The 24,894-nt window shown below is 44.9% G+C and carries 21 protein-coding genes and 5 tRNA genes; 5 read left to right on the top strand and 21 right to left on the bottom strand.

Features of this window, described 5'->3' with window-relative positions; genetic code table 11:
- Window positions 1-28: 28 nt before the first annotated feature.
- The 17 genes from rpoB to mtnA form a co-directional block, all read right to left on the bottom strand.
- Entirely contained in the window at window positions 29-3,841 is a 3,813-nt protein-coding gene (gene rpoB, locus NQ542_RS17715) for a DNA-directed RNA polymerase subunit beta (protein ID WP_005637132.1), read from the bottom strand.
- 107 nt (window positions 3,842-3,948) lie between these two features.
- Complete coding sequence (gene rplL / locus NQ542_RS17710; protein ID WP_005637133.1) at window positions 3,949-4,326, bottom strand: 50S ribosomal protein L7/L12; 378 nt, start codon at window positions 4,324-4,326, stop codon at window positions 3,949-3,951.
- 45 nt (window positions 4,327-4,371) lie between these two features.
- Entirely contained in the window at window positions 4,372-4,902 is a 531-nt protein-coding gene (rplJ, locus tag NQ542_RS17705; protein WP_005637134.1) for a 50S ribosomal protein L10, read from the bottom strand.
- Between the two features lie 16 nt (window positions 4,903-4,918).
- Complete coding sequence (gene rplA, locus NQ542_RS17700; protein WP_005637135.1) at window positions 4,919-5,617, bottom strand: 50S ribosomal protein L1; 699 nt, start codon at window positions 5,615-5,617, stop codon at window positions 4,919-4,921.
- A 15-nt stretch (window positions 5,618-5,632) separates the two neighbouring features.
- Window positions 5,633-6,076 (bottom strand): 50S ribosomal protein L11, encoded by a 444-nt coding sequence (rplK, locus tag NQ542_RS17695; RefSeq protein ID WP_005637136.1) that lies wholly within the window; start codon window positions 6,074-6,076, stop codon window positions 5,633-5,635.
- Window positions 6,077-6,150: 74 nt separating this feature from the next.
- Complete coding sequence (gene nusG, locus NQ542_RS17690; protein ID WP_005637137.1) at window positions 6,151-6,693, bottom strand: transcription termination/antitermination protein NusG; 543 nt, start codon at window positions 6,691-6,693, stop codon at window positions 6,151-6,153.
- Between the two features lie 12 nt (window positions 6,694-6,705).
- A complete protein-coding gene (gene secE / locus NQ542_RS17685; RefSeq protein ID WP_005637138.1) occupies window positions 6,706-6,900 on the bottom strand; it encodes a preprotein translocase subunit SecE in 195 nt (64 codons plus the stop codon).
- A 19-nt stretch (window positions 6,901-6,919) separates the two neighbouring features.
- A tRNA-Trp gene (locus NQ542_RS17680) sits at window positions 6,920-6,992 on the bottom strand.
- 47 nt (window positions 6,993-7,039) lie between these two features.
- Window positions 7,040-8,227 (bottom strand): elongation factor Tu, encoded by a 1,188-nt coding sequence (tuf, locus tag NQ542_RS17675; RefSeq protein WP_005637139.1) that lies wholly within the window; start codon window positions 8,225-8,227, stop codon window positions 7,040-7,042.
- 52 nt (window positions 8,228-8,279) lie between these two features.
- Window positions 8,280-8,351 (bottom strand) — tRNA-Thr (locus tag NQ542_RS17670).
- Window positions 8,352-8,361: 10 nt separating this feature from the next.
- Window positions 8,362-8,434, bottom strand: a tRNA-Gly gene (locus NQ542_RS17665).
- 42 nt (window positions 8,435-8,476) lie between these two features.
- A tRNA-Tyr gene (locus tag NQ542_RS17660) sits at window positions 8,477-8,559 on the bottom strand.
- 93 nt (window positions 8,560-8,652) lie between these two features.
- Window positions 8,653-8,726 (bottom strand) — tRNA-Thr (locus NQ542_RS17655).
- A gap of 94 nt (window positions 8,727-8,820) precedes the next feature.
- Window positions 8,821-9,120: a ribosome hibernation-promoting factor, HPF/YfiA family gene (gene hpf / locus NQ542_RS17650; protein WP_005637140.1), complete on the bottom strand. Its 300-nt coding sequence runs from the start codon at window positions 9,118-9,120 to the stop codon at window positions 8,821-8,823.
- On the bottom strand, window positions 9,117-10,019 hold the full coding sequence (locus tag NQ542_RS17645; RefSeq protein WP_039849972.1) for a tyrosine recombinase XerC: 903 nt from the start codon (window positions 10,017-10,019) through the stop codon (window positions 9,117-9,119). The genes hpf and NQ542_RS17645 overlap by 4 nt, the downstream gene beginning before the upstream one ends.
- A gap of 82 nt (window positions 10,020-10,101) precedes the next feature.
- Window positions 10,102-10,293 (bottom strand): 30S ribosomal protein S21, encoded by a 192-nt coding sequence (rpsU, locus tag NQ542_RS17640; protein WP_005637142.1) that lies wholly within the window; start codon window positions 10,291-10,293, stop codon window positions 10,102-10,104.
- 97 nt (window positions 10,294-10,390) lie between these two features.
- The gene (gene mtnA, locus NQ542_RS17635; protein WP_005637143.1) at window positions 10,391-11,440 is read right to left on the bottom strand and encodes an S-methyl-5-thioribose-1-phosphate isomerase; all 1,050 of its coding nucleotides are present in this window, start codon (window positions 11,438-11,440) and stop codon (window positions 10,391-10,393) included.
- 324 nt (window positions 11,441-11,764) lie between these two features.
- Here mtnA and mnmA point away from each other — a divergent pair, with 324 nt between their 5' ends.
- Window positions 11,765-12,841 carry a tRNA 2-thiouridine(34) synthase MnmA gene (gene mnmA, locus NQ542_RS17625; protein ID WP_005637157.1) on the top strand — a complete coding sequence of 359 codons (1,077 nt, stop codon included), beginning with the start codon at window positions 11,765-11,767 and terminating at the stop codon, window positions 12,839-12,841.
- Window positions 12,842-13,195: 354 nt separating this feature from the next.
- Here the strand turns inward: mnmA and NQ542_RS17615 are convergent, their stop codons facing one another.
- The 3 genes from NQ542_RS17615 to NQ542_RS17605 all read right to left on the bottom strand — a co-directional run bounded on the left by NQ542_RS17615 (window position 13,196) and on the right by NQ542_RS17605 (window position 16,873).
- A complete protein-coding gene (locus NQ542_RS17615) occupies window positions 13,196-14,137 on the bottom strand; it encodes a ribose-phosphate pyrophosphokinase (RefSeq protein WP_005637158.1) in 942 nt (313 codons plus the stop codon).
- A 146-nt stretch (window positions 14,138-14,283) separates the two neighbouring features.
- Complete coding sequence (locus tag NQ542_RS17610) at window positions 14,284-15,975, bottom strand: alpha-amylase family protein (RefSeq protein ID WP_005637159.1); 1,692 nt, start codon at window positions 15,973-15,975, stop codon at window positions 14,284-14,286.
- 58 nt (window positions 15,976-16,033) lie between these two features.
- Entirely contained in the window at window positions 16,034-16,873 is an 840-nt protein-coding gene (locus NQ542_RS17605; protein ID WP_039849947.1) for a patatin-like phospholipase family protein, read from the bottom strand.
- A 180-nt stretch (window positions 16,874-17,053) separates the two neighbouring features.
- Between NQ542_RS17605 and NQ542_RS17600 the strand changes: the two genes are divergently transcribed.
- The 3 genes from NQ542_RS17600 (at window position 17,054) to NQ542_RS17590 (ending at window position 23,174) form a co-directional block, all read left to right on the top strand.
- Window positions 17,054-19,258 carry a sodium-translocating pyrophosphatase gene (locus NQ542_RS17600; RefSeq protein ID WP_005637161.1) on the top strand — a complete coding sequence of 735 codons (2,205 nt, stop codon included), beginning with the start codon at window positions 17,054-17,056 and terminating at the stop codon, window positions 19,256-19,258.
- A 465-nt stretch (window positions 19,259-19,723) separates the two neighbouring features.
- Window positions 19,724-21,916, top strand: coding sequence for a glutamine synthetase III family protein (locus tag NQ542_RS17595; protein ID WP_005637168.1), 2,193 nt, complete (start codon window positions 19,724-19,726; stop codon window positions 21,914-21,916).
- Window positions 21,917-22,013: 97 nt separating this feature from the next.
- Window positions 22,014-23,174, top strand: a complete 1,161-nt coding sequence (locus NQ542_RS17590) for a 6-bladed beta-propeller (protein WP_005637171.1) — start codon at window positions 22,014-22,016, stop codon at window positions 23,172-23,174.
- Between the two features lie 15 nt (window positions 23,175-23,189).
- Here the strand turns inward: NQ542_RS17590 and NQ542_RS17585 are convergent, their stop codons facing one another.
- Window positions 23,190-24,161, bottom strand: a complete 972-nt coding sequence (locus NQ542_RS17585; RefSeq protein WP_005637175.1) for a discoidin domain-containing protein — start codon at window positions 24,159-24,161, stop codon at window positions 23,190-23,192.
- A 376-nt stretch (window positions 24,162-24,537) separates the two neighbouring features.
- On the opposite strand from NQ542_RS17585, the gene NQ542_RS17580 reads away from it, so the two are divergent.
- Complete coding sequence (locus NQ542_RS17580; protein ID WP_227226067.1) at window positions 24,538-24,852, top strand: helix-turn-helix transcriptional regulator; 315 nt, start codon at window positions 24,538-24,540, stop codon at window positions 24,850-24,852.
- Window positions 24,853-24,894 lie beyond the last annotated feature (42 nt).

Genomic DNA, 24,894 nt, shown 5'->3' with positions numbered 1-24,894 from the left:
AAACTCATCTACTTATATTGTTTTTGAATTAATCCAGAGTAAAGCTTAAACCAAGACCTCTCAGCTCGTGCAGCAATACGTTCAAAGATTCGGGGATACCCGGTTGTGGCATCGGATCACCTTTCACAATTGCTTCGTAAGCCTTAGAACGTCCAACAACGTCGTCAGATTTGATCGTAAGAATTTCCTGAAGAACATGTGCAGCACCGAAAGCTTCCAGTGCCCAAACTTCCATCTCTCCGAAACGCTGACCACCAAACTGTGCCTTACCACCCAGAGGCTGCTGAGTAATAAGAGAGTACGGACCGATTGAACGAGCATGCATCTTATCGTCAACCATGTGACCCAACTTCAGGAAGTAAGTAACACCCACTGTAGCCGGCTGGTCAAAACGTTCACCTGTTCCACCGTCATACAAGTAGCTCTTACCGTAACGGGGTAATCCGGCTTTGTCCGTCCATTCATTCATATCATCTAATGTTGCACCATCAAAGATAGGAGTAGCAAATTTAACCCCCATCGTCCGGCCTGCCCAACCTAACACAGCTTCAAAAATCTGTCCTAAGTTCATACGAGAAGGTACACCCAGCGGATTCAAACAGATATCAACCGGAGTTCCATCTTCAAGGAATGGCATATCTTCCTGACGGACGATCTTGGAAACAATACCCTTGTTACCATGACGACCGGCCATCTTATCCCCAACCTGGATCTTACGTTTCTTAGCAATGTAAACCTTAGCCATCTGAACAATACCAGTAGGCAGTTCATCGCCGATCGTAAGATCAAATTTCTTACGTCTCAACTCAGCATCCAGTTCCTTATATTTCTTCAAATAATTCAGAATCACCTGCTTGATAAGTTCGTTCTTATCAGCATCGGCAGTCCATTTACTTACTTGGATAGAATTATAATCCAATTCTTCCAGAGCCTTGCGAGAGAACTTTACTCCCTTCGCAATAATCTCTGTATTCATATAGTCTTTAACTCCCTGAGAAACCTTACCATTAGTCAAAACCAACAGTTTATCAACCAACAAGTTCTTCAGGTCAGCCATCTTCATTTCGTATTCCTCATCCAATTTAGGAAGAATAGCCTTGTCTGTCAGTCTGGACTTACGCTTCTTGATGGCTTTCGAGAATAAAGCAGTTTCAATAACTACACCACGAAGAGACGGGGTTGCTTTCAAAGAAGCATCTTTCACATCACCAGCCTTATCGCCGAAAATTGCACGAAGCAATTTTTCCTCTGGAGAAGGATCAGATTCACCCTTCGGAGTAATCTTACCAATTAAAATATCACCCGGTTCAATACGAGCACCCACACGGACAATACCTCTTTCATCCAAATCCTTAGTCGCTTCTTCGCTGACATTCGGGATATCGGAAGTCAACTCTTCCATACCACGTTTCGTTTCACGAACCTCCAAAATGTATTCGTCAACGTGAACTGAAGTAAAGAAGTCTTCACGGACCATACGTTCGTTCAAAACGATAGCATCCTCATAGTTGTAACCCTTCCACGGCATATATGCCACTTTCACGTTACGTCCCAAGGCCAACTCACCATTCTGAGTAGAATAACCTTCCGTCAGGATATCGCCAGCCTTCACACGCTGACCACGATGACAGATCGGACGCAGATCGACAGTCGTACTTTGGTTAGTCTTACGCCACTTCGGAATATTGTATGTCTTAACCGCATCTTCGAAACTTACGAATTCTTCATCTTCCGAGCGGTCATATTTGATCTTGATACAAGTTGCATCCACAAATACAACTTCTCCCTCACGTTCAGCCATGATCTGGGTACGTGAATCACGAGCAACCTGCGCTTCGATACCTGTACCAACGATTGGAGCATCCGTACGCAGCAAAGGAACAGCCTGGCGCATCATGTTAGATCCCATCAATGCACGGTTAGCATCGTCATGTTCCAAGAACGGAATCAAAGAAGCCGCAATAGAAGCAATCTGCTGTGGAGCAACGTCCATCAAATCGATCTCCGTAGGAGGCACGACCGGGAAATCAGCTTCAAAACGAGCTTTCACTCTATCACGAACAAACTTGCCGTTATCATCCAATGGAGCATTCCCTTGGGCAATCGTCAATTCTTCTTCTTCTTCTGCAGTGTAATATTGTAAACCTTCCTCAGAAAAGTCCACCTTACCATCAACAACCTTACGGTACGGAGTAGAGATAAAACCAAGATCGTTAATCTTAGCATATACACACAAAGAAGAGATCAAACCGATGTTCGGTCCCTCAGGAGTTTCAATTGGACAAAGACGACCATAATGCGTATAGTGTACGTCACGAACCTCAAATCCAGCACGTTCACGAGACAGACCACCCGGTCCCAATGCAGACAAACGACGTTTATGCGTAATTTCAGCCAGTGGATTTGTCTGGTCCATAAACTGAGACAAAGCATTCGTTCCGAAGAATGAGTTAACGACAGAAGAAATAGTCTTCGCGTTAATCAAGTCAATCGGAGTAAACACTTCATTATCGCGTACATTCATACGTTCACGAACCGTACGAGACATACGAGCCAAACCAATACCGAACTGGTTGTACAGCTGTTCGCCCACTGTACGCACACGACGGTTGCTCAAATGGTCGATATCATCAACGATCGCTTTCGAGTTGATCAACTCAATCAGATATTTGATGATCTCAATTATATCTTCTTTTGTCAAAACCTTAATATCATCGCTGGTAGTAAGGTTCAACTTCTTATTAATTCTGTAACGGCCAACTTCACCTAAATCATAACGCTTTTCAGAGAAGAACAGGTTCTGAATAACTTCACGGGCACTTGCTTCATCTGCAGGTTCTGCATTTCGCAACTGACGATAAATATACAGGACAGCTTCCTTTTCAGAGTTACTAGGGTCTTTCTGAAGCGTATTATAGATGATAGCATAATCTGAAAGATTCTGGTCCTCACGATGTAATAGAATGTTTTGCGTGCCAGATTCCAGAATAGCCTCAATATTGTCGCTATCGAGAACCGACTCACGGTCGATGATAACGTCATTACGTTCAATAGAAACAACCTCACCGGTATCTTCATCTACGAAATCTTCCACCCAAGTCTTCAAAACACGAGCAGCCAGTTTACGACCGATCAGCTTCTTCAGGTTAGCTTTCGAAACTTTTACTTCTTCAGCCAGATTAAAGATCTCGAGAATGTCTTTATCGCTTTCAAAACCAATAGCTCTTAAAAGGGTTGTTACAGGTAATTTCTTTTTACGGTCGATGTAAGCATACATCACATTGTTGATGTCAGTTGCAAACTCGATCCAGGAACCTTTAAAAGGAATGATACGCGCTGAATACAACTTCGTACCATTGGCATGTGTACTTTGTCCAAAGAATACACCCGGTGAACGGTGCAATTGTGAAACCACAACACGCTCCGCACCATTTATCACGAAAGTACCCCTTTCCGTCATATACGGAATCGGGCCCAGATATACGTCCTGTATCACTGTATCGAAATCCTCGTGATCAGGGTCTGTACAATACAGTTTTAACTTCGCTTTTAAAGGCACACTATAGGTTAACCCGCGAGCAATACATTCGTCAATCGTATAGCGAGGCGGATCTATATAGTAATCTAAGAACTCCAACACAAAATTGTTACGCGTATCTGCTATCGGAAAATTCTCGGCAAATACCTTATACAATCCCTCCTTTTTTCTCTTTTCAGGAGGTGTGTCAAGTTGAAGAAAGTCTTGGAATGACTTCAATTGTACTTCGAGAAAGTCCGGATATGGGAACTGATTTTTGATCGAAGCAAAATTAACTCTTTGGTTTTCAGCTGTTGAAGACATCTAGTAAGGAATTTATTGAACTTATTGAAATTATAGACACAAAAAGGTTAAGAATCTCCTTTAAGGGAGACTCTTAACCAAATCACCTGATTACCAGGTTATAAATACTATTTAAGCTCAACTTCAGCTCCAGCTTCTTCCAACTGTTTCTTCAATGCTTCAGCATCAGCTTTAGCGATTCCTTCTTTGATAGCGCTAGGAGCACCGTCAACCATATCTTTAGCTTCTTTCAAACCAAGACCAGTTAATTCTTTTACTAACTTAACGATAGCCAGCTTGTTTGCACCAGCTGCTTTCAATACTACGTCAAAAGAAGTTTTTTCTTCTGCAGCGGCAGCAGCGCCACCAGCAGCAGGACCAGCAACAGCAACAGCTGCAGCTGCAGGTTCGATACCATATTCTTCTTTCAGGATTGTAGCCAGTTCGCTAACTTCTTTTACGGTCAGGTTTACTAATTGTTCTGCAAAAGCTTTCAAATCTGCCATTTTTGTATGATTTAAATGTTTGTTTATCTGTGTAAATTAAAAAAATTATCTTTCTTCCAGAGTCTTCAACAGACCATGGATAGTTTGTCCTGATGACTGAAGAGCAGAGATAACGTTCTTCGCCGGAGATTGCAACAACATAATAACATCTCCGATAAGTTCGTTTTTGCTCTTGATATTTACCAAGGCTTCGAGATTTTCTGCACCGATATAGAAACTTTCCTGTACATAGGCAGCTTTCAATTCCGGCTTAACAGGAGCATCCTTTTTAGCATCTTTAGTAAATTCCTTAATCAGACGAGCGGGAGCATTAGCAGTCTGTGAGAACATCACAGCTGTATTGCCTTTCATTGCAACCTGCAGAGGTGAGAAATCACCTTCTACATTTTCCAATGCCTTTTTAAGCAAGTTATTCTTTACAACAACCAACTTGATCTCTTTCTTGAAACATTCCCGTCTCAATTTGCTGGTTTTCTCAGCATCCAATGCTTCGATGTCAGTCAAATAAAAGTTAGGATATTCCTTTACGATCTCAGTCAGTTGACCTATAATTAAGCCTTTATCTTCCTTTTTCATTGTCCAATAAATTTAATTAGTTTTCTTCAACTGATTTGGGGTCAATTTTAATACCCGCACTCATTGTACTTGAAAGATAAATGCTCTTTATATATGTACCTTTAGCTGCAGACGGTTTCAACTTCAAAAGAGTTGAAATAAATTCCTTAGCATTGTCACGAATCTGATCGGAATTGAAAGAAATCTTACCGATTGAAGTGTGAACGATACCGGATTTGTCTACCTTAAAGTCGATCTTACCTTGCTTAACTTCTTTCACTGCGTTTCCAATTTCATTGGTAACCGTACCACTCTTCGGGTTAGGCATCAAACCACGCGGACCTAATACTCTACCCAAAGCACCAATCTTACCCATGATAGAAGGCATAGTGATAATTACGTCAATATCAGTCCAACCGCCTTTAATCTTTTCAATATACTCGTCCAATCCAACATAGTCAGCACCTGCAGCAGTAGCTTCAGCTTCCTTGTCTGGTGTACATAATGCGAGAACCCGAACCTGCTTACCCGTTCCGTGAGGCAGTGAAACCACACCTCTCACCATTTGGTTAGCTTTACGAGGGTCAACACCTAAACGAACATCAACATCTACAGAGGCATCAAACTTAGTAGTAGTAATTTCTTTTACCAAAGCTGAAGCTTCTTTCAATGTGTACGCTTTCCCAGCTTCAATCTTGCCCAAAGCCAACTTTTGATTTTTTGTAAGTTTACTCATCTCAATTGAAGTTTATTAATTATTACCCGGGAATGTCCCTTTAACAGTGATACCCATACTTCTTGCTGTTCCGGCAACCATTCTCATAGCTGACTCGACAGTGAAGCAGTTCAGATCGACCAACTTGTCCTCTGCAATAGTTTTTACCTGATCCCAAGAGATTTCTGCAATCTTCTTACGATTCGGCTCAGCAGAACCACTCTTCTGTTTGGAAGCTTCCAACAACTGGATAGCAACAGGAGGAGTTTTTACAACAAAGTCGAAAGACTTATCGGCATAGTAAGTGATTACAACAGGTAATATCTTACCGGCCTTGTCTTGGGTTCTGGCATTAAATTGCTTGCAAAACTCCATAATATTAATACCCTTAGAACCCAGAGCAGGTCCTACAGGGGGAGAAGGGTTTGCTGCTCCTCCTTTAATCTGCAATTTGATTTGTCCAGCAACTTCTTTAGCCATTGTTTCTAAAATTTTTTAGATATATAACATCGATAACTTTTAAAGAAAGACAATACTTTTCGTAACAAAAGCACTTATTCCTTCTCCACTTGCATATAACCCAACTCAAGCGGTGTTTTACGTCCGAAAACTTTTACCATCACTTTAAGTTTCTTTTTCTCGGCATTGACCTCCTCAATCACACCAGTGAAGCCATTAAAGGGTCCAAAAGTGATTTTCACATTCTCACCAACATAAAACTGAATATCTAGGTCATCCTGCTGTTCCTGCAATTCATCAACCGTACCTAAAATACGACTAACTTCTGCCGGGCGCAAGGGAACGGGATTATCCGATCCACCCAAAAAACCGATTACGTTAGGAATGTTTCTCAATCGATGAGCGACTTCTCCAACCAAAGCGGCTTCTACCAAAACGTATCCAGGCAAGTAAGCGCGTTCTTTCATCACCTTCTTACCATTACGTACCGTAAAAGTCTTTTCAGTAGGAATCAAGACCTGTGACACATACTCACCTAAGTCAGTATTCTTCAACTCAGCCTCAAGATACTCTCTGACTTTATTCTCCTTGCCACTAATAGCACGCAGAACATAAAATTTCTTTTGAATATCAGACATACTTTAAACTGATTAAAAGATTTTCTCGTAGAAGAAACGCATCACGCCCTCAAAGCCTAAATCAATAACAAAGATTAATGCCGCAATTATAAGGGAAGCAAACATAACAACCACAGCACTATTGGAAAGCTCTGTTCTCGTAGGCCAAGAAACTTTATAAACAAGTTCGTTATAAGATTCCTTAATATAATTAATTATCTTTTTCATCGAATCTATAGATTTTTAGCACGGAACGAGAGGCTCGAACTCCCGACACCTGGTTTTGGAGACCAGTGCTCTACCAACTGAGCTAGTTCCGTAAAATAGCCAGCCCTAAAAAAGACTGGCTACATTTTATATGTTTGAATTAGTTTTCTAATTCTGTGATCTGACCAGCACCTACTGTACGACCACCTTCGCGGATAGCGAAACGAAGACCTACATTACAAGCTACCGGATAGATCAGTTCAACGTCAATTGTAACGTTATCACCAGGCATTACCATTTCAGTTCCTTCCGGAAGAGTGATTTCACCAGTTACGTCCAATGTACGGATATAGAACTGAGGACGATATTTGTTGTGGAACGGAGTGTGACGACCACCTTCTTCTTTCTTCAAGATATAAACCTCAGCTTTGAAACGAGAATGTTCTTTTACCTGACCCGGGTGGCAGATTACCATACCACGTTTGATTTCGTTCTTGTCGATACCGCGAAGCAACAAACCAACGTTGTCACCAGCTTCACCCTGATCCAGTAACTTACGGAACATTTCAACACCTGTAACAACAGATTTCTTTCCGTCAGCACCCAAACCGATGATCTGAACTTCATCACCAACTTTTACAATACCAGTTTCGATACGACCAGTAGCAACTGTACCACGACCAGTAATAGAGAATACGTCTTCGATAGGCATCAAGAAAGGCTTGTCAACTTCACGCGGAGGCAGCGGAATCCAAGTATCGCAAGCTTCCATCAGTTCCATTACTTTTTCTTCCCATTTCGGATCGCCATTCAAAGCACCCAAAGCAGAACCACGAATGATCGGAGTGTTATCACCATCGAAATCATAGAATGAAAGAAGTTCTCTCATTTCCATTTCAACCAGTTCCAACATTTCTTCGTCGTCCACCATGTCACATTTGTTCATGAAAACAACCAATCTCGGAACGTTTACCTGACGAGCCAACAAGATGTGCTCGCGAGTCTGAGGCATAGGACCATCAGTAGCAGCAACTACGATGATAGCACCGTCCATCTGAGCAGCACCAGTTACCATGTTCTTTACGTAGTCGGCGTGACCCGGACAGTCTACGTGAGCATAGTGACGGTTTGCAGTCGAATACTCTACGTGAGAAGTGTTGATAGTGATACCTCTTTCTTTTTCTTCAGGAGCGTTGTCGATTGAGTCGAATGAACGCAATTCTGAAAGACCTTTCTTTGCCAATACTGTTGTGATAGCAGCTGTCAAAGTTGTTTTACCGTGGTCAACGTGACCAATCGTACCAATGTTCACATGTGGTTTCGATCTGTCAAATTTCTCTTTTGCCATAACTTAATTGTTCTTTATTTGATTAATGATCATGTTCTAAAATACCATTTTGAGCCGGTGCCGAGACTTGAACTCGGGACCTCTTCCTTACCAAGGAAGTGCTCTACCGCTGAGCTACACAGGCAATAAATAAGAGCGGAAGACGGGACTCAAACCCGCGACCCTCAGCTTGGAAGGCTAATGCTCTATCAACTGAGCTACTTCCGCAATTTCAAACAAACCAATTCTTTTATAAATTGTTTTATTTTGTGGGCAGTGATGGATTCGAACCACCGAAGTCGAAAGACAGCTGAGTTACAGTCAGCCCCATTTGGCCACTCTGGTAACTGCCCAATAAGTTGACAGTTGAAAATTGATAGTTGACAGATAAAACTGGAAAGTGACATAAACTGTCAACTGTCAACTTTCCACTATCAACTATTTTGAGCCTCTTGTCGGATTCGAACCAACGACCCCGAGATTACAAATCACGTGCTCTGGCCAACTGAGCTAAAGAGGCAATCTGCTTCAAAAAGCAGCCATTTCGTCACCAAGGCGAAACGGCTGCAAATTTAGGCATTATTTCTTATATACCAAATTTATCTACCGTTTTTTTATTTGGCTCTGATTTTTTCTTTGAATTTAACTAACTGTTTCTCCAATGCTTCTACGCATTCGTCAATTGATTCTTCAAAGGTATCATTTACCTTTTCGGCAAAACAATCTCCGTTTTTAATAATCAACCGAATAGCAGCTTCTTTATTCTTTGCAGATTCTGGTTTTACAACCTTCAAACTAACTTCTGCCGATATAATGCCGTCGAAATACTGTTCCAACTTAGCCACTTTCTTCTGAATAAACGCTTCTAATTGATCAGTTGCATCAAAATGGATTGCTTGAATTCTAATGTTCATAATAAACCTCCTTCTTTTTGTGCTCTTGGATGAGCATGATACACTTTTTTTAATTCCTCAAAGGTTGTATGTGTGTAAATACTGGTAGAAGCCAGACTGCTATGACCGAGTAACTCTTTCACGGCGTTCAACTCCGCTCCATTATTCAACATACTTGTTGCAAACGAATGTCTTAATACGTGGGGACTGCATTTTGCCAATGTCGGAATGTCCGAAAGCCTCTTTTTTACTATCGTATAAAGAATACCCGTAGACAATTGTTCTCCATTCTTCCGGACAAAGAACCATCCGCATCCTGCGTCAACTTCACGATTTCGGACTTCAGTGTATGCAAGCATCAAGTTTTTTAATCTTTCTGCAAAAGGAATCAGCCGCTGCTTGTTACGCTTACCTGTCACCCTGATCAGCATAGCATCGTAGTCTATATCGGTATCTTGTAAACCGACCAACTCCGAACGTCTCACCCCGGTATCATACAGCATTTCAAGTACCAGACGATCCCTCACCCCTTCAAAATCCTCATCAAACCCGTCTCCATCCAACAACTCTTCCATATCCTTTTCTTTTACAAAAGTAGGTAACGGTTTCTTTGTTTTCGGACCGGTCACAAACCGTAACGGGTTTACAGAAACGAATCCCTGCTTCATAAGGAATTTAAAAAAAGATTTCAAAGAACTCAACTTCCGGTTGACAGATACGGGCGAAATCTTATTATCCAACAAAGATATAATCCAATTCCGTACAATATCCGTATCAACTTCCTCCGGCACAAATATGCCTTCCTTCTTCTCTTTTACAAAATCTTCAAACTGCTGTAAATCTTTGAAATAAGCATTAATCGTATATTCGGAATAATTCCGCTCATACCGAAGATAATCTAAAAATGAATCAATCAGCACATTCACGTTGCATCAACTTTTATGCAACGAAAATAAGAATAAGAATCCAATAAAACAAGCCTGGCAGATAGATTTTGTATTTTTATTCTTCTACCTGCTGTAATTGCTGAACGTAAACAGCACGCATAGTTTGTTTTCTCTTTGCTACAGAGGGTTTTTCGAAAGCCTGACGGTTTCTCAATTCTTTTACTACACCTGTTTTTTCGAACTTTCTTTTGAATTTCTTCAGCGCTTTTTCAATGTTTTCGCCTTCTTTTAATGGAACTACGATCATAATTTAATTTATTATATTGTTTAATTACTATATCCACAAATTGGGCAGCAAAATTACTGATTGTTTCGGGATTAGCAAAACTTTCCGTAAATATTTTTCAGAAATCCTCCAGACGGAAAGGAGGATAAGCAATACCTTTTTCGGTTATAATCGCAGTTATCAAGTCGTGAGGAGTTACATCAAAAGCCGGATTATAAGCTTTCACCCCTTCAGGAGCCATCCGCGAAGCATACCACATATCCGTAATTTCCTTGGGATTCCGTTCTTCTATCACGATCGAATCCCCATCCGGACAATTCAAATCAATAGTGGATGTCGGACCTAACACATAAAAAGGAATACCGTAATAACGAGCCAGGATCGCCACTCCCGAAGTCCCGATCTTATTAGCCGTATCGCCATTTGCCGCGACCCGGTCGCAACCGACCACGACAGCCTGTACCCAGCCTTTCCGCATGACGGTCGACGCCATATTATCACAAATCAAGGTAACATCCACACCCACCTTCTGCAATTCGTAGGCCGTCAGGCGTGCACCCTGCAACAGCGGACGCGTTTCATCGGCAAACACCTTAAAGCCATATCCACGTTCTTCTCCTAAATAAACCGGAGCGAGAGCCGTTCCATATTCCGATACCGCCAAATGACCGGCATTGCAATGTGTCAGGATTCCCATTCCCGGGCGCAACAAGGACAAGCAGTTCTCTCCTATCTTACGGCAAGCAGCCGCATCTTCCGCCCGGATCGCCTCCGCCTCGACACGCAACAGTTCCACTATTTCCGGAACAGGATTCACAGAATGGGCGACCACAACTTTTTCCATCCGGTCCAAAGCCGCAACCAAGTTGACCGCAGTAGGGCGAGAAGATGCCAGATAATCCTTGATTCGGAGAAACTCACTGCAAAAACCACCATAAGTGTTTGCCGCAATCTGTCGGCTACAAACATAAATGCCATAGGCAGCAGCTATCCCGATAGCCGGCGCCCCGCGCACCTTTAATCTATATATAGCCTCCCAAATCTCTTCTGCAGAAGAAAGGGAAACATAGACTTCAGATCCCGGCAAGCAGGTCTGGTCCAAGATAATCACAGCACTCCCGTCCTGACTCAAACGGACCGTCTTTAAATCTGTTATGTCTACATTCATAAAAGAGAACTATTATGGATGCGAAAATAAGCAATTCCGATGAGATGAAAAATGTTTTGCAGGTTAAAAGTATCCCAACAAGAATCGCTCTTTCAATTCTATCAAATCGTCACTACTATCCCTTCAGTTAGAATAAGATTCGTCCGGCTAGATATAATACCGTAATCGAGCAGTTCCAAACCCAACATTTCCGAAAGATACTGCCAATAATTTTTCGTCGTTCCGACATGTATCTTATCGGTAATCGATGCACCCAAAGTATCTCTCCTGTTTTAATTGAAAAATTTACCGTACCTTTGTACAATTCTTATTCACTGTAAAAATATGGAAATCGCAGCATTAGTTTCGGGAGGAGTAGATAGCTCCGTAGTCGTCCACCAGTTGAAAGAGGCAGGATACGATCCTACCATTTTCTATATCCGTATCGGCATGGAAGATAAAGACGGATATATAGACTGCCCTGCCGAAGAAGATATTGAAATCACCTCTTATATCGCCAAGAAGTACGGTTGCCGGTTTGAAATCGTCTCCTTGCACGACGAATATTGGGATCGTGTCGTGAGCTACACCATTGATTCCGTAAAACGCGGACTCACCCCCAACCCGGATATGATGTGCAATAAATATATCAAATTCGGCTGCTTCGAAGAGAAATGGGGAAAGGATTTCGATAAAATAGCGACCGGTCATTACGCCACGACAACCGAGATAGACGGTAAAGTATGGCTTTCCACCGCCAAGGATCCGGTAAAAGATCAGACCGACTTCCTCGGCCAAATCACTCGTTTGCAAATACAGAAATTAATGTTCCCGATCGGACATCTCATGAAAAGCGAAGTCCGAGCTATAGCCGAACAACAAAAACTGCCGAGTGCCAAACGGAAAGACAGCCAGGGAATCTGCTTCTTAGGCAAGATCAACTATAATGATTTCATCGAACGCTACCTGGGCAAACGAACCGGAAAGATCGTCGAACTGGAAACAGGCAAGGTGTTAGGCAAACACAACGGCTACTGGTTCCACACCATCGGACAGCGTAAGGGTTTAGGCTTGAGCGGAGGACCGTGGTTCGTTATCAAAAAGGACATCAAGCGGAACATTATCTATGTTTCCAACGGTTATGATCCGGAAACACAGTACGGCAAGATTATCAACATGCACGGCTTCGACTTTATCACCGAAGACCCATGGGGAGAATTTGCGGACGAGAAAGAGATCACTTTCAAGATCCGTCACACACCGGACTTCACACACGGCCGCATCCGTCGCATCGGAGACTTATACCGCATCGAATCCGACAACAAAATCCAAGGAATCGCCCCCGGACAGTACGGAGTAGTCTACGACAAAGACCATCGTCTTTGCCTCGGCAGTGGCATGATTATTGATGAAGAGAAATAGGCAAATTGCTAATTATTATTTTTGGCCGTAATATTCAAATTAAGTAAAGATGGAGGCAACAAGTAAAAAAGAAACGGTAAAAACATAAGTATGACGGTCTATGGGAGTGCCATTATATAATCAGACCGGTTATTAGTCTGGAGCCAAAACGAAACAGAGCTTATACTCCTTTTTACCGATACCGGTACGCATGCTGATCCATTCTGACCTATAGATTAAACCAATAATTCATCTTAATCATATCAAGCGAGAAGGTTCTCGCTCTTTTTCATGCAGACAAAGTTAAGAATTATATGGAAATAAAAAGGCTGCTCATCCCGCAGGATTGCAGCCTTTCCTTGATATATGCATTAATTAAATAGTATACAGAGAACTGATAGATTCACCGCTACAAACACGACGGATGGCTTCGGCAAACATATCGGCAACAGACAACACTTTCACCTTTTCGCATTTCTTTGCATAAGGGATAGAATCCGTAAAGATCATTTCAGTCAAAGCAGACTGGTCTACACGTGTAGAAGCCGGGTCGGACATAACGGCATGACTGGCGATGGCACGCACGGATTTAGCACCGTTTTCGAGCATCAGGTTGGCAGCCTTCGTAATAGTACCGGCCGTATCCACCATATCGTCGATCAAAAGTACATCCAAACCTTTCACATCACCGATGATACGCATTTCGGCCACTTCATTGGCACGCAGACGTGACTTGTGGCAAATAACCATCGGCAAACCCAGGTATTTGGAATAACTGCTGGCACGTTTAGTTCCTCCAACATCCGGTGTAGCGATACACAGGTTATCCAGAGGCAATGATGTTTTGATGTAATCCAGGAAAATGGAAGAAGCATACAAGTGGTCGACCGGAACATTAAAGAATCCCTGAATCTGATCGGCATGCAGGTCCATCGTAATCAAGCGGTCGATACCGGCAGTACTCAGCATGTCTGCGATCAGTTTGGCCCCGATAGAAACACGCGGTTTATCTTTTCTATCCTGACGTGCCCAACCGAAATAAGGAATAACTGCGATTACAGAGTGTGCTGAAGCACGCTTGGCAGCATCGATCATCAGGAGAAGCTCCATCAGATTATCAGAGTTAGGAAACGTTGATTGTACCAGGAATACATCGCGACCGCGAATCGACTCTTCATAAGAGACGGCAAATTCACCATCGGCAAAGTGTTGAATGTTCATCTGTCCCAGCGGACAACCAAGACTATTGCAAATTTTCTCTGCAAGATACCGGGAGTTAGTTCCCGAAAACACCAAGAAAGGAGTTTGTGCACTCATTATTCCGAATATTTATCTTAAGTAAATAGATTTGAATTGTGAGTGCAAAGGTACAAAACAATTATGATTTATGATTTATGATTTATGATTTATTACCAAACACATCGGTCAGAGCAGATCATAAATCACAAACCATAAATCATAAATCAATATGTAAACTTCAGTAAACGACCGGAATAAGCAGGTATAACGACCTGATAGGGCCAAGCAGCCGTCAATGTGCTGATACAGTTCTCTCCAGTCATCAGATCGGTCTGTACGGCAGCTTTGTTGTCCCCGAAATCAAGTGCCTTGAATGCCTCGTCAGGAATTTGGATGCGTACCGTCTGCTCTGCCTTGTCAAAGTTGACCACCACTAACAACACTTCATTCTGATATTTACGCATGAACACGAATTGACGGTGTGAATTAAAATACGGATTGCTCAGGTTTGCATACATCAAATCATAGAAAACTCCTTCCGTGATAACCCGTTCGGACTTTGATATATTCAAGATCTTTGCGTACACCTCGCGCAACTGCCGTTGTTCGGCAGTCAGTTTGCCGCCATCGAAAGCTCCCTCGTTTATCCAGTTACGCAAGCTGGCAAGACTCCAGTAATCAAAAATCGTCGTGCGCCCATCACGTCCGCTGAACCCTTCATCGTCCATTCCCGGCTCTCCTAACTCCTGTCCGCTGTAGATCATCACCGGATTGGTATTCATCATAGCCGACACGATCATCCCCGGAATTCCCGGACGCGGATCACCGGCAAAGAAGTAAGAAGCGATACGCTGCTCGTCATGGTTTTCAAGGAAGTTCAACATATTATGCTGGATGCCTTCGAGTGACTGCCAGCATCCGGAGATATTGCTTGCCGGAGCCTGGTTACACATGACCGCCCGTACCGTATCGTACAGTCCGACCTTATCATACAAATAATCAAAATGTCCGTTCCAGATATAATTGCGATATTCTGCCGGATTATAAACTTCGGCAATAAAACAAACATCATAAGCCTGTTTCACCTTCGGGATCACCCAGTTCCAGAATTCAACCGGAACCATTTCCGCCATATCGCACCGGAAACCGTCTATCCCTTTTTCCGCCCAGAAAAGCAGGATATCCAGCATCTTCGCCCATGTATTGGGAACCGGATCAAAATGCAGGGTACGGCCGTTCACATAATCAACACCATAATTCAACTTGACCGTCTCATACCAGTCGTTTTGTCCGGGACAGGTACTGAAGCAATCATTCCCCGTGACTTTCGCCGGAAATTCACTATATTCAAAATCTTCCTGCTGAGCACCGAATTGCAGACACAAAGTCTGCCCCGGTATATAATAGAAATTATTATTAGGATCGAAAGCTTTCGAAGTATTGTCTTTTTGCCCCAAGTCTTCCACATATGCCATCTTGGCATCCGAATAATACTGGCGGGCCACATGATTAGGTACGAAATCGATGATTACTTTCATTCCGGCTTCATGCGTCCTTCTGACCAGCGATTCGAATTCTTTCATACGGTCAGGCACATTATCGGCCAGGTCCGGGTCTATATCATAATAATCTTTGATCGCATAAGGCGAGCCGGCATTCCCCTTTACGACTGCCGCATGGTCTCTTCGTATCTGGTAAGCCGTATAATCAGTATTCGTTGCATGTTCGATCACTCCGGTATACCAGATATGGGTGGTTCCCAACTCCTTAATCTTGGACAAAGCAACCGGCGTAAAGTCCGAAAACTTTCCTACTCCGTTTTCAACTTTACTTCCATTCTTCACCAGGGATGATTTCATATTTCCAAACCAACGTGGAAAGACCTGATATATTACCATCTTATTTGCCTGTTTCATCGCGTTATTTGCCAACTTAGTTAATATTTGGGGTGAACACCGGAACTTCCGGAAAAAACTATGGCATCAAGGCGTTGTTTCTTCTTGCCATAATAGCGTTCACCAAGGTTTCATATTTATTTTCTTTTATCACGACCTCGAATGCCCGGATCGCCGCAGCATATCCGATACTCGCGATCTCATCCACATTTTCCAGATCGAATGTCTTATACATACCGAACTCCTCCGCCTCGATCAGGACATCGCACATCTCGCGGTCCTCCAACGTGTTCGCCCGGAACATATAGTGGTAGGAACGTTCCGCGATATGGAAAATCGTCTGCTTGTACTTTTGCGGGACAAGGGGACTGACATTCACACCGATGATACGCTCACACTCTTCACGGATGATCGAAACCGGGAAATTATGGAAAAGACCTCCGTCAACATAATGCACTCCGTTTATCACGACCGGGCTAAAGATAATCGGAATACTACAGGAAGCGGTCACCGCCTCTACGATGGGACCGCTACGAAACTCATGGCTCTCGCCATTGTCAAGATCGGTCGCCACGACAACCAGAGGAGTTTTCAGCTCTTCAAACGTTTTAGCCCTCAAATGACGACGAAGAAAATAGCGGAACCGCTTGCTGTCGAACAATCCCGATTTCGGGATTTGCAACTGGGCGAATTCGGAGAACTCACGACCGGTAAAGAGTTCTTTAATTTCGTCGGACGTATAGCCATCGGCAAACAAAGCACCCATCAACGAACCGACACTCGTACCAACGATGATATCCGGCTTCAGACCGCATTCTTCCAGTAATCTAAAAACTCCGATATGAGCGAAACCTTTCGCTCCTCCTCCGCTCAGAGCCAAGCCTAATTTATAGGCATTATGGTTCGTTTCTTCCGTCATTTGCGTTTTCATTCTTATTCTGTGACAAATATGCTGTTTTTTTTAGAATGAAACATTATTATTTACGAAAAAGTTTCTCTACTTCTTTATTTTTGTTATATTTACAGATGAACAATAAAGGATCGTAAGACGCTAAGTGTCAAAACGATTAAATTCGTATTAATTTTAAATCTCATTGCTATGATTACACCTATTTTTTGGATCATACCGGTAGCCTCCATCCTGGCACTGGTATTTGCTTGGTTCTTCTTCAGGCAGATGATGAAAGAGAGTGAAGGGACGGAGTTAATGGCAAAAATAGCCCGGCACGTACGCAAAGGGGCTATGTCATACCTGAAACAACAATACAAGGTTGTCGCTTCGGTGTTTCTCGCCCTGGTGGTTTTGTTCTCCATCATGGCGTATGGATTCGGAGTACAAAACGAATGGGTTCCGATCGCTTTCCTGACCGGCGGTTTCTTCTCTGGCCTTGCCGGTTTCTTAGGAATGAAGACGGCTACTTACGCATCCGCCCGTACCGCCAATGCCGCCCGGTCGTCTTTGAATAGCGGCTTGCAGGTTGCTTTCAGGAGCGGTGCCGTAATGGGGCTGGTTGTCGTCGGCCTCGGCTTGCTGGACATTTCGTTCTGGTACATATTATTGAATATCTGCATTCCGGCAGAAACGATGGATGCCACACATAAACTGACCATCATCACCACCACCATGCTGACCTTCGGTATGGGAGCTTCCACACAGGCACTCTTCGCCCGTGTCGGCGGTGGTATCTACACAAAAGCAGCCGATGTCGGAGCCGACCTGGTCGGCAAAGTCGAAGCCGGCATCCCCGAAGACGACCCGCGCAACCCGGCAACCATTGCCGACAATGTGGGAGACAACGTCGGAGATGTGGCCGGCATGGGGGCGGATTTGTACGAATCATATTGCGGTTCCATTCTGGCAACCTCCGCATTGGGTGCTGCCGCATTCGTGGCGTCCGGCGACGTAGAGATGCAATACAAGGCGGTCGTGGCGCCGATGCTGATCGCCGCGGTCGGGATCGTATTGTCGATCATCGGCATCTTCGCCGTCCGCACGAAGGAAAATGCGACTATACGTGAGCTGCTGAAAGCGCTTGCCATAGGGACAAACCTAAGTTCCGTGTTGATCGCCCTCTCCACTTTCGGCATTCTTTATTTGTTAGAGTTGGACAATTGGTTCTGGATCAGTTGTTCGGTCATAATCGGATTGTTGGTAGGGATCGTGATCGGCCAATCGACGGAATACTATACTTCCCAGTCTTATAAGCCCACCCAGCGGGTTTCAGAGGCCGGACTGACCGGACCGGCAACGGTGATTATCTCCGGCTTGGGGCTTGGCATGCTATCGACCGCCATTCCGGTACTGGCCGTAGTAGCCGGGATCATCTGTTCGTTCCTTTTTGCTTCCGGCTTCGATTTCAACAATGTAGGGATGGGGTTGTACGGCATCGGCATCGCCGCCGTCGGGATGCTCTCGACATTAGGGATCACTTTGGCTACGGACGCTTACGGGCCGATTGCCGACAATGCCGGCGGCAATGCGGAAATGTCCGGCTTGGGCAAAGAAGTACGCAAACGTACGGATGCGCTCGACTCCTTAGGCAACACGACCGCCGCAACAGGCAAAGGGTTTGCGATCGGCTCGGCAGCCTTGACTGGCTTGGCTTTGCTGGCTTCTTACGTGGAAGAGATTAAAATAGGCTTGCTCCGGTTGGGCGAAACAGTCCTGACATTTTCCGACGGCAAAGCCATCGAGGTATCAAAAGCCTCTTTCTCCGACTTTATGATCTATTATGATGTCACACTTATGAACCCGAAGGTGTTGGCGGGGATGTTCCTCGGCTCCATGATGGCTTTCATGTTCTGCGGGTTGACAATGAATGCAGTCGGACGGGCAGCCGGACACATGGTGGAGGAAGTACGCCGCCAGTTCCGTGAAATCCCCGGAATACTAACAGGAAAAGCCGAACCCGATTACGCCCGTTGCGTGGCCATCTCGACAAAAGGGGCACAACATGAGATGGTGACCCCTTCCCTGTTAGCCATCATCGCACCGATCCTCACCGGTCTGATATTCGGAGTGACAGGAGTGGTCGGACTGCTGATCGGCGGCCTGAGCACCGGGTTCGTACTGGCGATCTTCATGGCCAATTCGGGAGGCGCCTGGGACAACGCCAAGAAACATATCGAAGAAGGAAACCACGGCGGCAAGGGCAGCGAAGCCCATAAGGCGACAGTCGTAGGCGATACGGTCGGCGACCCGTTCAAAGACACCTCCGGTCCCAGCCTCAACATCCTGATCAAGCTGATGAGCATGGTAGCGATCGTCATGGCAGGATTGACAGTAGCCTGGAGTTTGTTCTGATCGGGTGATAGGTGATAGGTGAAAAGGCCTTTTTGTAAAACTTTTCTGAGTTTGAATTAAAAAACGTCACCTTAAAGGCGGCGTTTTTTAATTCATTTTTCCTAAACTTTTACAGAAACGGGGGTTTACCTATCACCTATCACCATAAATCACTGATAATCAATAATAGCATTTCTTAATACACCTTTTTTATTTATCCCACGCGATGAAATGTTTGAATCTTCATTTACGCCCTCATTCGAAAGGACAGACACCCCAAAAAGGCTACCGTAAAGCTATGCTTTATGAAGGCTAAAGCTATGGGTTACGCAACCTAATGCATAGCTTTAGAGAAGCTGGTGCATTGCCAAACGGGATGCGCCGGGACAAATCGTTTCCTACTCATCTATTTTTAACTACCGGATGAAAGCATTCATGGAGAATTGCATGTATCTTTGCAGCCGGTATAACATAAAAACAATCTGTATGTCAATCTCACGCTTCAATGCAGTGGAGAAAGCATCCAACCGAAAGGCAGTGGAAGCCATTACTCCCAATCAGAAAGTATCCGAATATTATGGTGAGAACGTCTTCAACCGGAAGGCAATGCAAAAGTATCTCTCCAAGGAAACCTACAAAGCCCTGACCCATGCCATCGACAACGGAACCCCTATCGACCGCGAAATAGCCAATCATGTGGCTGCCGGCATGCGCATGTGGGCACTGGAAAAAGGAGTCACACATTACACACACTGGTTCCAGCCTCTTACCGACGGGACAGCCGAAAAGCACGACGCATTCGTCGAACATGACGGCGGCGGCGGCATGATCGAAGAATTCAGCGGCAAGCTGCTCGCACAACAGGAGCCGGACGCATCCAGCTTCCCCAACGGCGGATTGCGCAACACGTTCGAAGCCCGCGGCTATTCGGCCTGGGACCCCTCCTCACCTGCGTTTATCGTAGACGACACCTTGTGTATCCCGACCGTATTCATCGCCTATACCGGTGAAGCGCTGGACTACAAGACCCCGCTGATCCGCTCCATCGAAGCCTTGAACAAGGCAGCCAAAGATGTTTGCCATTATTTCAACGAAGACGTCAATAAAGTCATCACCTATTTAGGCTGGGAACAGGAGTATTTCCTGGTAGACGAAGACCTCTATTCCGCCCGTCCCGACCTGTCGCTGACGGAACGTACCCTGTTGGGACACGAAAGCGCAAAGAACCAGCAATTGGACGACCACTATTTCGGAGCCATTCCCTCCCGTGTACAGGAGTTTATGAAAGACCTGGAAACTGAATGCTACAAGTTGGGCATCCCGGTCAAGACACGCCATAACGAGGTTGCCCCGAACCAGTTCGAGCTAGCGCCTATTTACGAGGAATGCAACCTCGCCAACGACCATAACCAGTTGTTGATGTCGGTGATGAAACGTGTTTCCCGCCGCCACAACTTCCGCGTGCTGCTCCACGAAAAGCCTTTTATGGGTGTGAACGGTTCGGGTAAGCACTGCAACTGGTCGATGGGAACCGATACGGGCATCAACCTCTTCTCTCCGGGAAAGGACCGGGAAGACAACCTGCGTTTCATCACATTCGTGGTCAACTCGCTGATGGCCGTTTATAAATACAACGCCTTGCTGAAAGCCAGTATCGCTTCGGCTACCAACGCGCACCGCCTGGGCGCCAACGAAGCGCCTCCCGCCATCATCTCATCCTTCTTAGGAACACAGATCACCGAAATTCTGGATAAGTTCGAGAACTGTTCCATCGAAGACGCTATCGAGGTGGACGACAAGAAACGCCTGCATCTCGGCTTCGGACAGATCCCCGAACTGCTGTTAGACAATACGGACCGTAACCGCACCTCTCCTTTTGCTTTCACCGGAAACCGTTTCGAATTCCGTGCATTGGGATCGTCGGCCAACTGCGGTTCGGCGATGTTGGCACTGAACTCTGCCGTAGCCTACCAGCTCCGCCAGTTCAAACAGGATGTCGAAGCCTTGCGTGCCGAAGGCAAGAGCAAGGAGGCCGCCATCTTCGAAGTGCTGAAAGCCTATATCAAGGAATCCAAACCGATCCGTTTCGACGGGAACGGCTACGGCGACGAATGGAAGGAAGAAGCTGCCCGCCGCGGCCTGGATTGCGAAAACAGCGTTCCATTACAATACGATGCTTACCTGAAACCGGAAGTTATCCGGATGTTCAAAGAAACGGGTGTACTGAGCGAAAAGGAATTGGAAGCCCGCAACGAAGTGAAATGGGAAATCTATATCAAAAAGGTACAGATCGAAGCTCGTGTCCTTGGCGACCTATCGCTCAACCATATCATCCCGGTTGCCGTCCGCTACCAGTCATTGCTATTGGACAACATCGCCAAACTGAAAGAGACTTTCGGCGGATATCCGGAATATGACGATATGTCGGAAGAGCCCCGACGCCTGGTTCGCAAGATTGCCGGACATATCTGTTCCGTCACTCGCATGGTGGACGAAATGGTGGAAGCCCGCAAAAAAGCAAACCGTATCACGGATTTGCGTACCAAAGCGATCGCTTACCATGATACCGTCGCTCCCTATCTGGACGAAATCCGTAGCCACATCGACGACCTGGAGCTGATGGTCGATAACCAGATGTGGCCGCTGCCGAAATATAGGGAACTGTTGTTCATCCGTTAATTTACATTAATCATTTAATTATTATATAAGTATGAATAGTTCGTATCTACGAATTATTCATACTTTTGTTTTTATAATCACTTAAATCTACGTGAATATGAAAACAAAAGCATTCCTTCCCGCTATCGTTTTCCTTCTGGCAAGCCTTGCAAGTTGTAATTCCTCCGTTCCGAAATCGTTGGTAACTGACGACGGCAGTGTCAGGATAATCGAAAACCCGGACGGCCCGCTTTACATCTGCGACCTGAAAGCGGCAGGCGATACGATTGATATCCCACTTAGCGAACTGGTCGAAGATTGCCGGATCGTGCGTTTTGAAACCTCCGACGAGGCCCTGTTCAAGGCCTGGTGGATCGAGGTGAGCGATAACTACATTTGCGTACGACAGCAATCCAACGTGGTCAAGCTATACGACAAGGACGGAAAATTCCTCTGCAACATAGGTGCAATGGGAAACGGACCGGGCGAGTATCCGGTGACTATCTACGACGGGAGTATCGACGAACGAGGCGGCCATATATTCCTCTCTCTCTTTTATGGGAAGAAAATCATGATGTACGGCCTTGACGGGAAATGGATAAAAGATATCAATCTTCCCAGACAAATCAACAAACCGAAAATCGAGGTCAATGCCGACGGTACGCTCTCGGTCGTACACATGCCTTTTGAAGAAGGGACGCCGATCGCTTTCCGGATGGACACGAACGGGAACATCCTATCACAAATACCGGCACTCGACTATATGTTGGCAGGAAATTTCGACAATGAGATATTTTCCTACCGGAATACCGGGACATTCGACTTCTTTTATACCGGCATCGACACGACTTTCACATACGATACGGAAGCAAACAAGCTGATCCCCCGTTTCACGATGAACTTCACCGGTTTTGCTCAAAAACCTATCCATATCTACACGGAACTGCCTAATCATATCCTCATCCACTACTACACTTGGGATAAAGGCCGGTTCACACCCGGAGGAGACATACTGGTAGATAAGATGAAAATGTCATCTTCCCAATATCACCTGGTCAACGACTTCTACGGGAATCTCCCGATTCCCAATCCGAACAACCACTTCAACAAGGGCAGATTCATTTTCAATGTCGAACCGGCTGCACTTCAGGATATGATCGAAGCCCATCTCGCCTCCGGCAAATGTCCTCCCGAAGCGAAAGCCCAACTGAAAGAATTGGCTGCTACGCTCCATGAGAACGACAATAACCTGATGTTTGTGGGAAAGCTGAAGAGGTAAAAAGAAGTCTGTTGATTAACGGCAAACTTTTATCCGGGAAGTCCGGGTAATACCGTTCTCATTATAGGCATCTATCGTAAAATAATAAGCAACCCCTTTATTCAGACTTCCGATTTCCAATGTATTTTCTCCCATCACCTGGAAATTATTATACAATTTGTCTCCGGCTATTCCGTAGCGAACAATATACCCCTGAGCATCCGGAACAGCCTCCCAACAAAGACGCGCCTTGCACGGATCGGCCTCATCCCTTTCCACCGTGAAATCATTTACGGCACGCGGAGTACTCCCCTGACCTTTTCCAAAAATTCTCAAATCGCGTACGGAAAAATTTTCCGACACCATATACTCCTTGTTTTGCAACTTGATATACCGGGCTTTGAACGGTTCTTCAAACTCGATATAATCATGAGGAGTGTCTGTTTTCTTTGTACCATAGTCCACCACCAAAGACCAATCTTCGCCATTTACCGAAGCGTAAATCAGATAGCTCTGGTAAACTCCGGAGACAGCACCTTTTTGATTAGCCCCGTATTCATCGAAATTCACCTGAATAGCATGGATAGACGAAAGCCGTTGCAAATCTACTTGTGCCCACTCCATGTCACGGTTCGATTGGGCGACCCAAGCCGTACGGGCGTCCTCATCCACTATATTTTCTGCCGGATAACCTTCCAGCGAAGAAGATACGCTCACTTTTTTTCCATACGAAAGCAACATCCACCCGGGTTGATATTCACCGGCGATCTGTTCCTTTCCTCCGGGCAGGAACATCGGGTAATCTCCTAAATAGGTGTTCGTAAACAAATAGCCGTCTTTATCAAAGCCGGACGGATAGAAAGAGACCCTGCGTTCAAACATATGCCGGACGGAAATTGAATTGGTCGCGGCTTTCCAATAGTTCTCACTACCGGCCGTAAAGATACAACCATGTCCCGCCCCTCCGATAAAACCGGTCGGTTTATAAGAAACCGGACTGTTCTCCATATAGGTAAAAGGCCCGGCGGGAGAAGTCCCGTACAGAAAAATCAGTATATCATCGTACCTCCCCCATGTCCCTTATTCATTTGAGGCGGATAGCCATGATCCTTGGACAATCTATTGGATTCATTTCTGTGGTAAGCTAACCGAATCATTCCTTTCTCCCAACCCCGCTCCTCAAGAAATATTAGCAGACGAACATGTACGGCAACTCGTCCGCATCCGTCTATTCGAAGAGATATACAGTAGTTTTGCCAGAGGTTACATAAAAGAATATCTGGCTTATTCATCCATGTGCTTATATACGTTTCTCTCAACTTTCATTTTTCAGGAACAGTTCCGCCATATCGATCTTCCGACCCACAAAGAAAATTCATTCTCGATGCGAGTTATCTATTACTTACAAGAACACGTGGAAACCAATCTGACCTTAAAAGATTTAGCGGAATATTTCAAATATTCGGAATCTCACTTTTCCACCTTATTCCAGAAAGAAACGGGTACTTCCCCCATCAATTACTTTACACGCCTAAAAATACAGAAAGCCTGTCAGTATATCGAACTTACGGATATGAAACTGAACGAAATTGCGATGCGGCTCGGATTCGAGGAGCAGGCCTATTTTTCCCGTGTCTTCACCAAAGTCATGGGAATATCTCCTTCCTCTTATCGGAAAAAAGAAGCCGATAACAGATAAATAAAAAGAAAGCCGGAGAAGGAACATTTCCTCCGGCTTACC

Origin of the sequence: Parabacteroides merdae ATCC 43184 (genome assembly GCF_025151215.1) — a bacterium.
Classification (GTDB): Bacteria; Bacteroidota; Bacteroidia; order Bacteroidales; family Tannerellaceae; genus Parabacteroides; species Parabacteroides merdae.
This window is presented reverse-complemented; position numbering and strand designations above follow the sequence as displayed.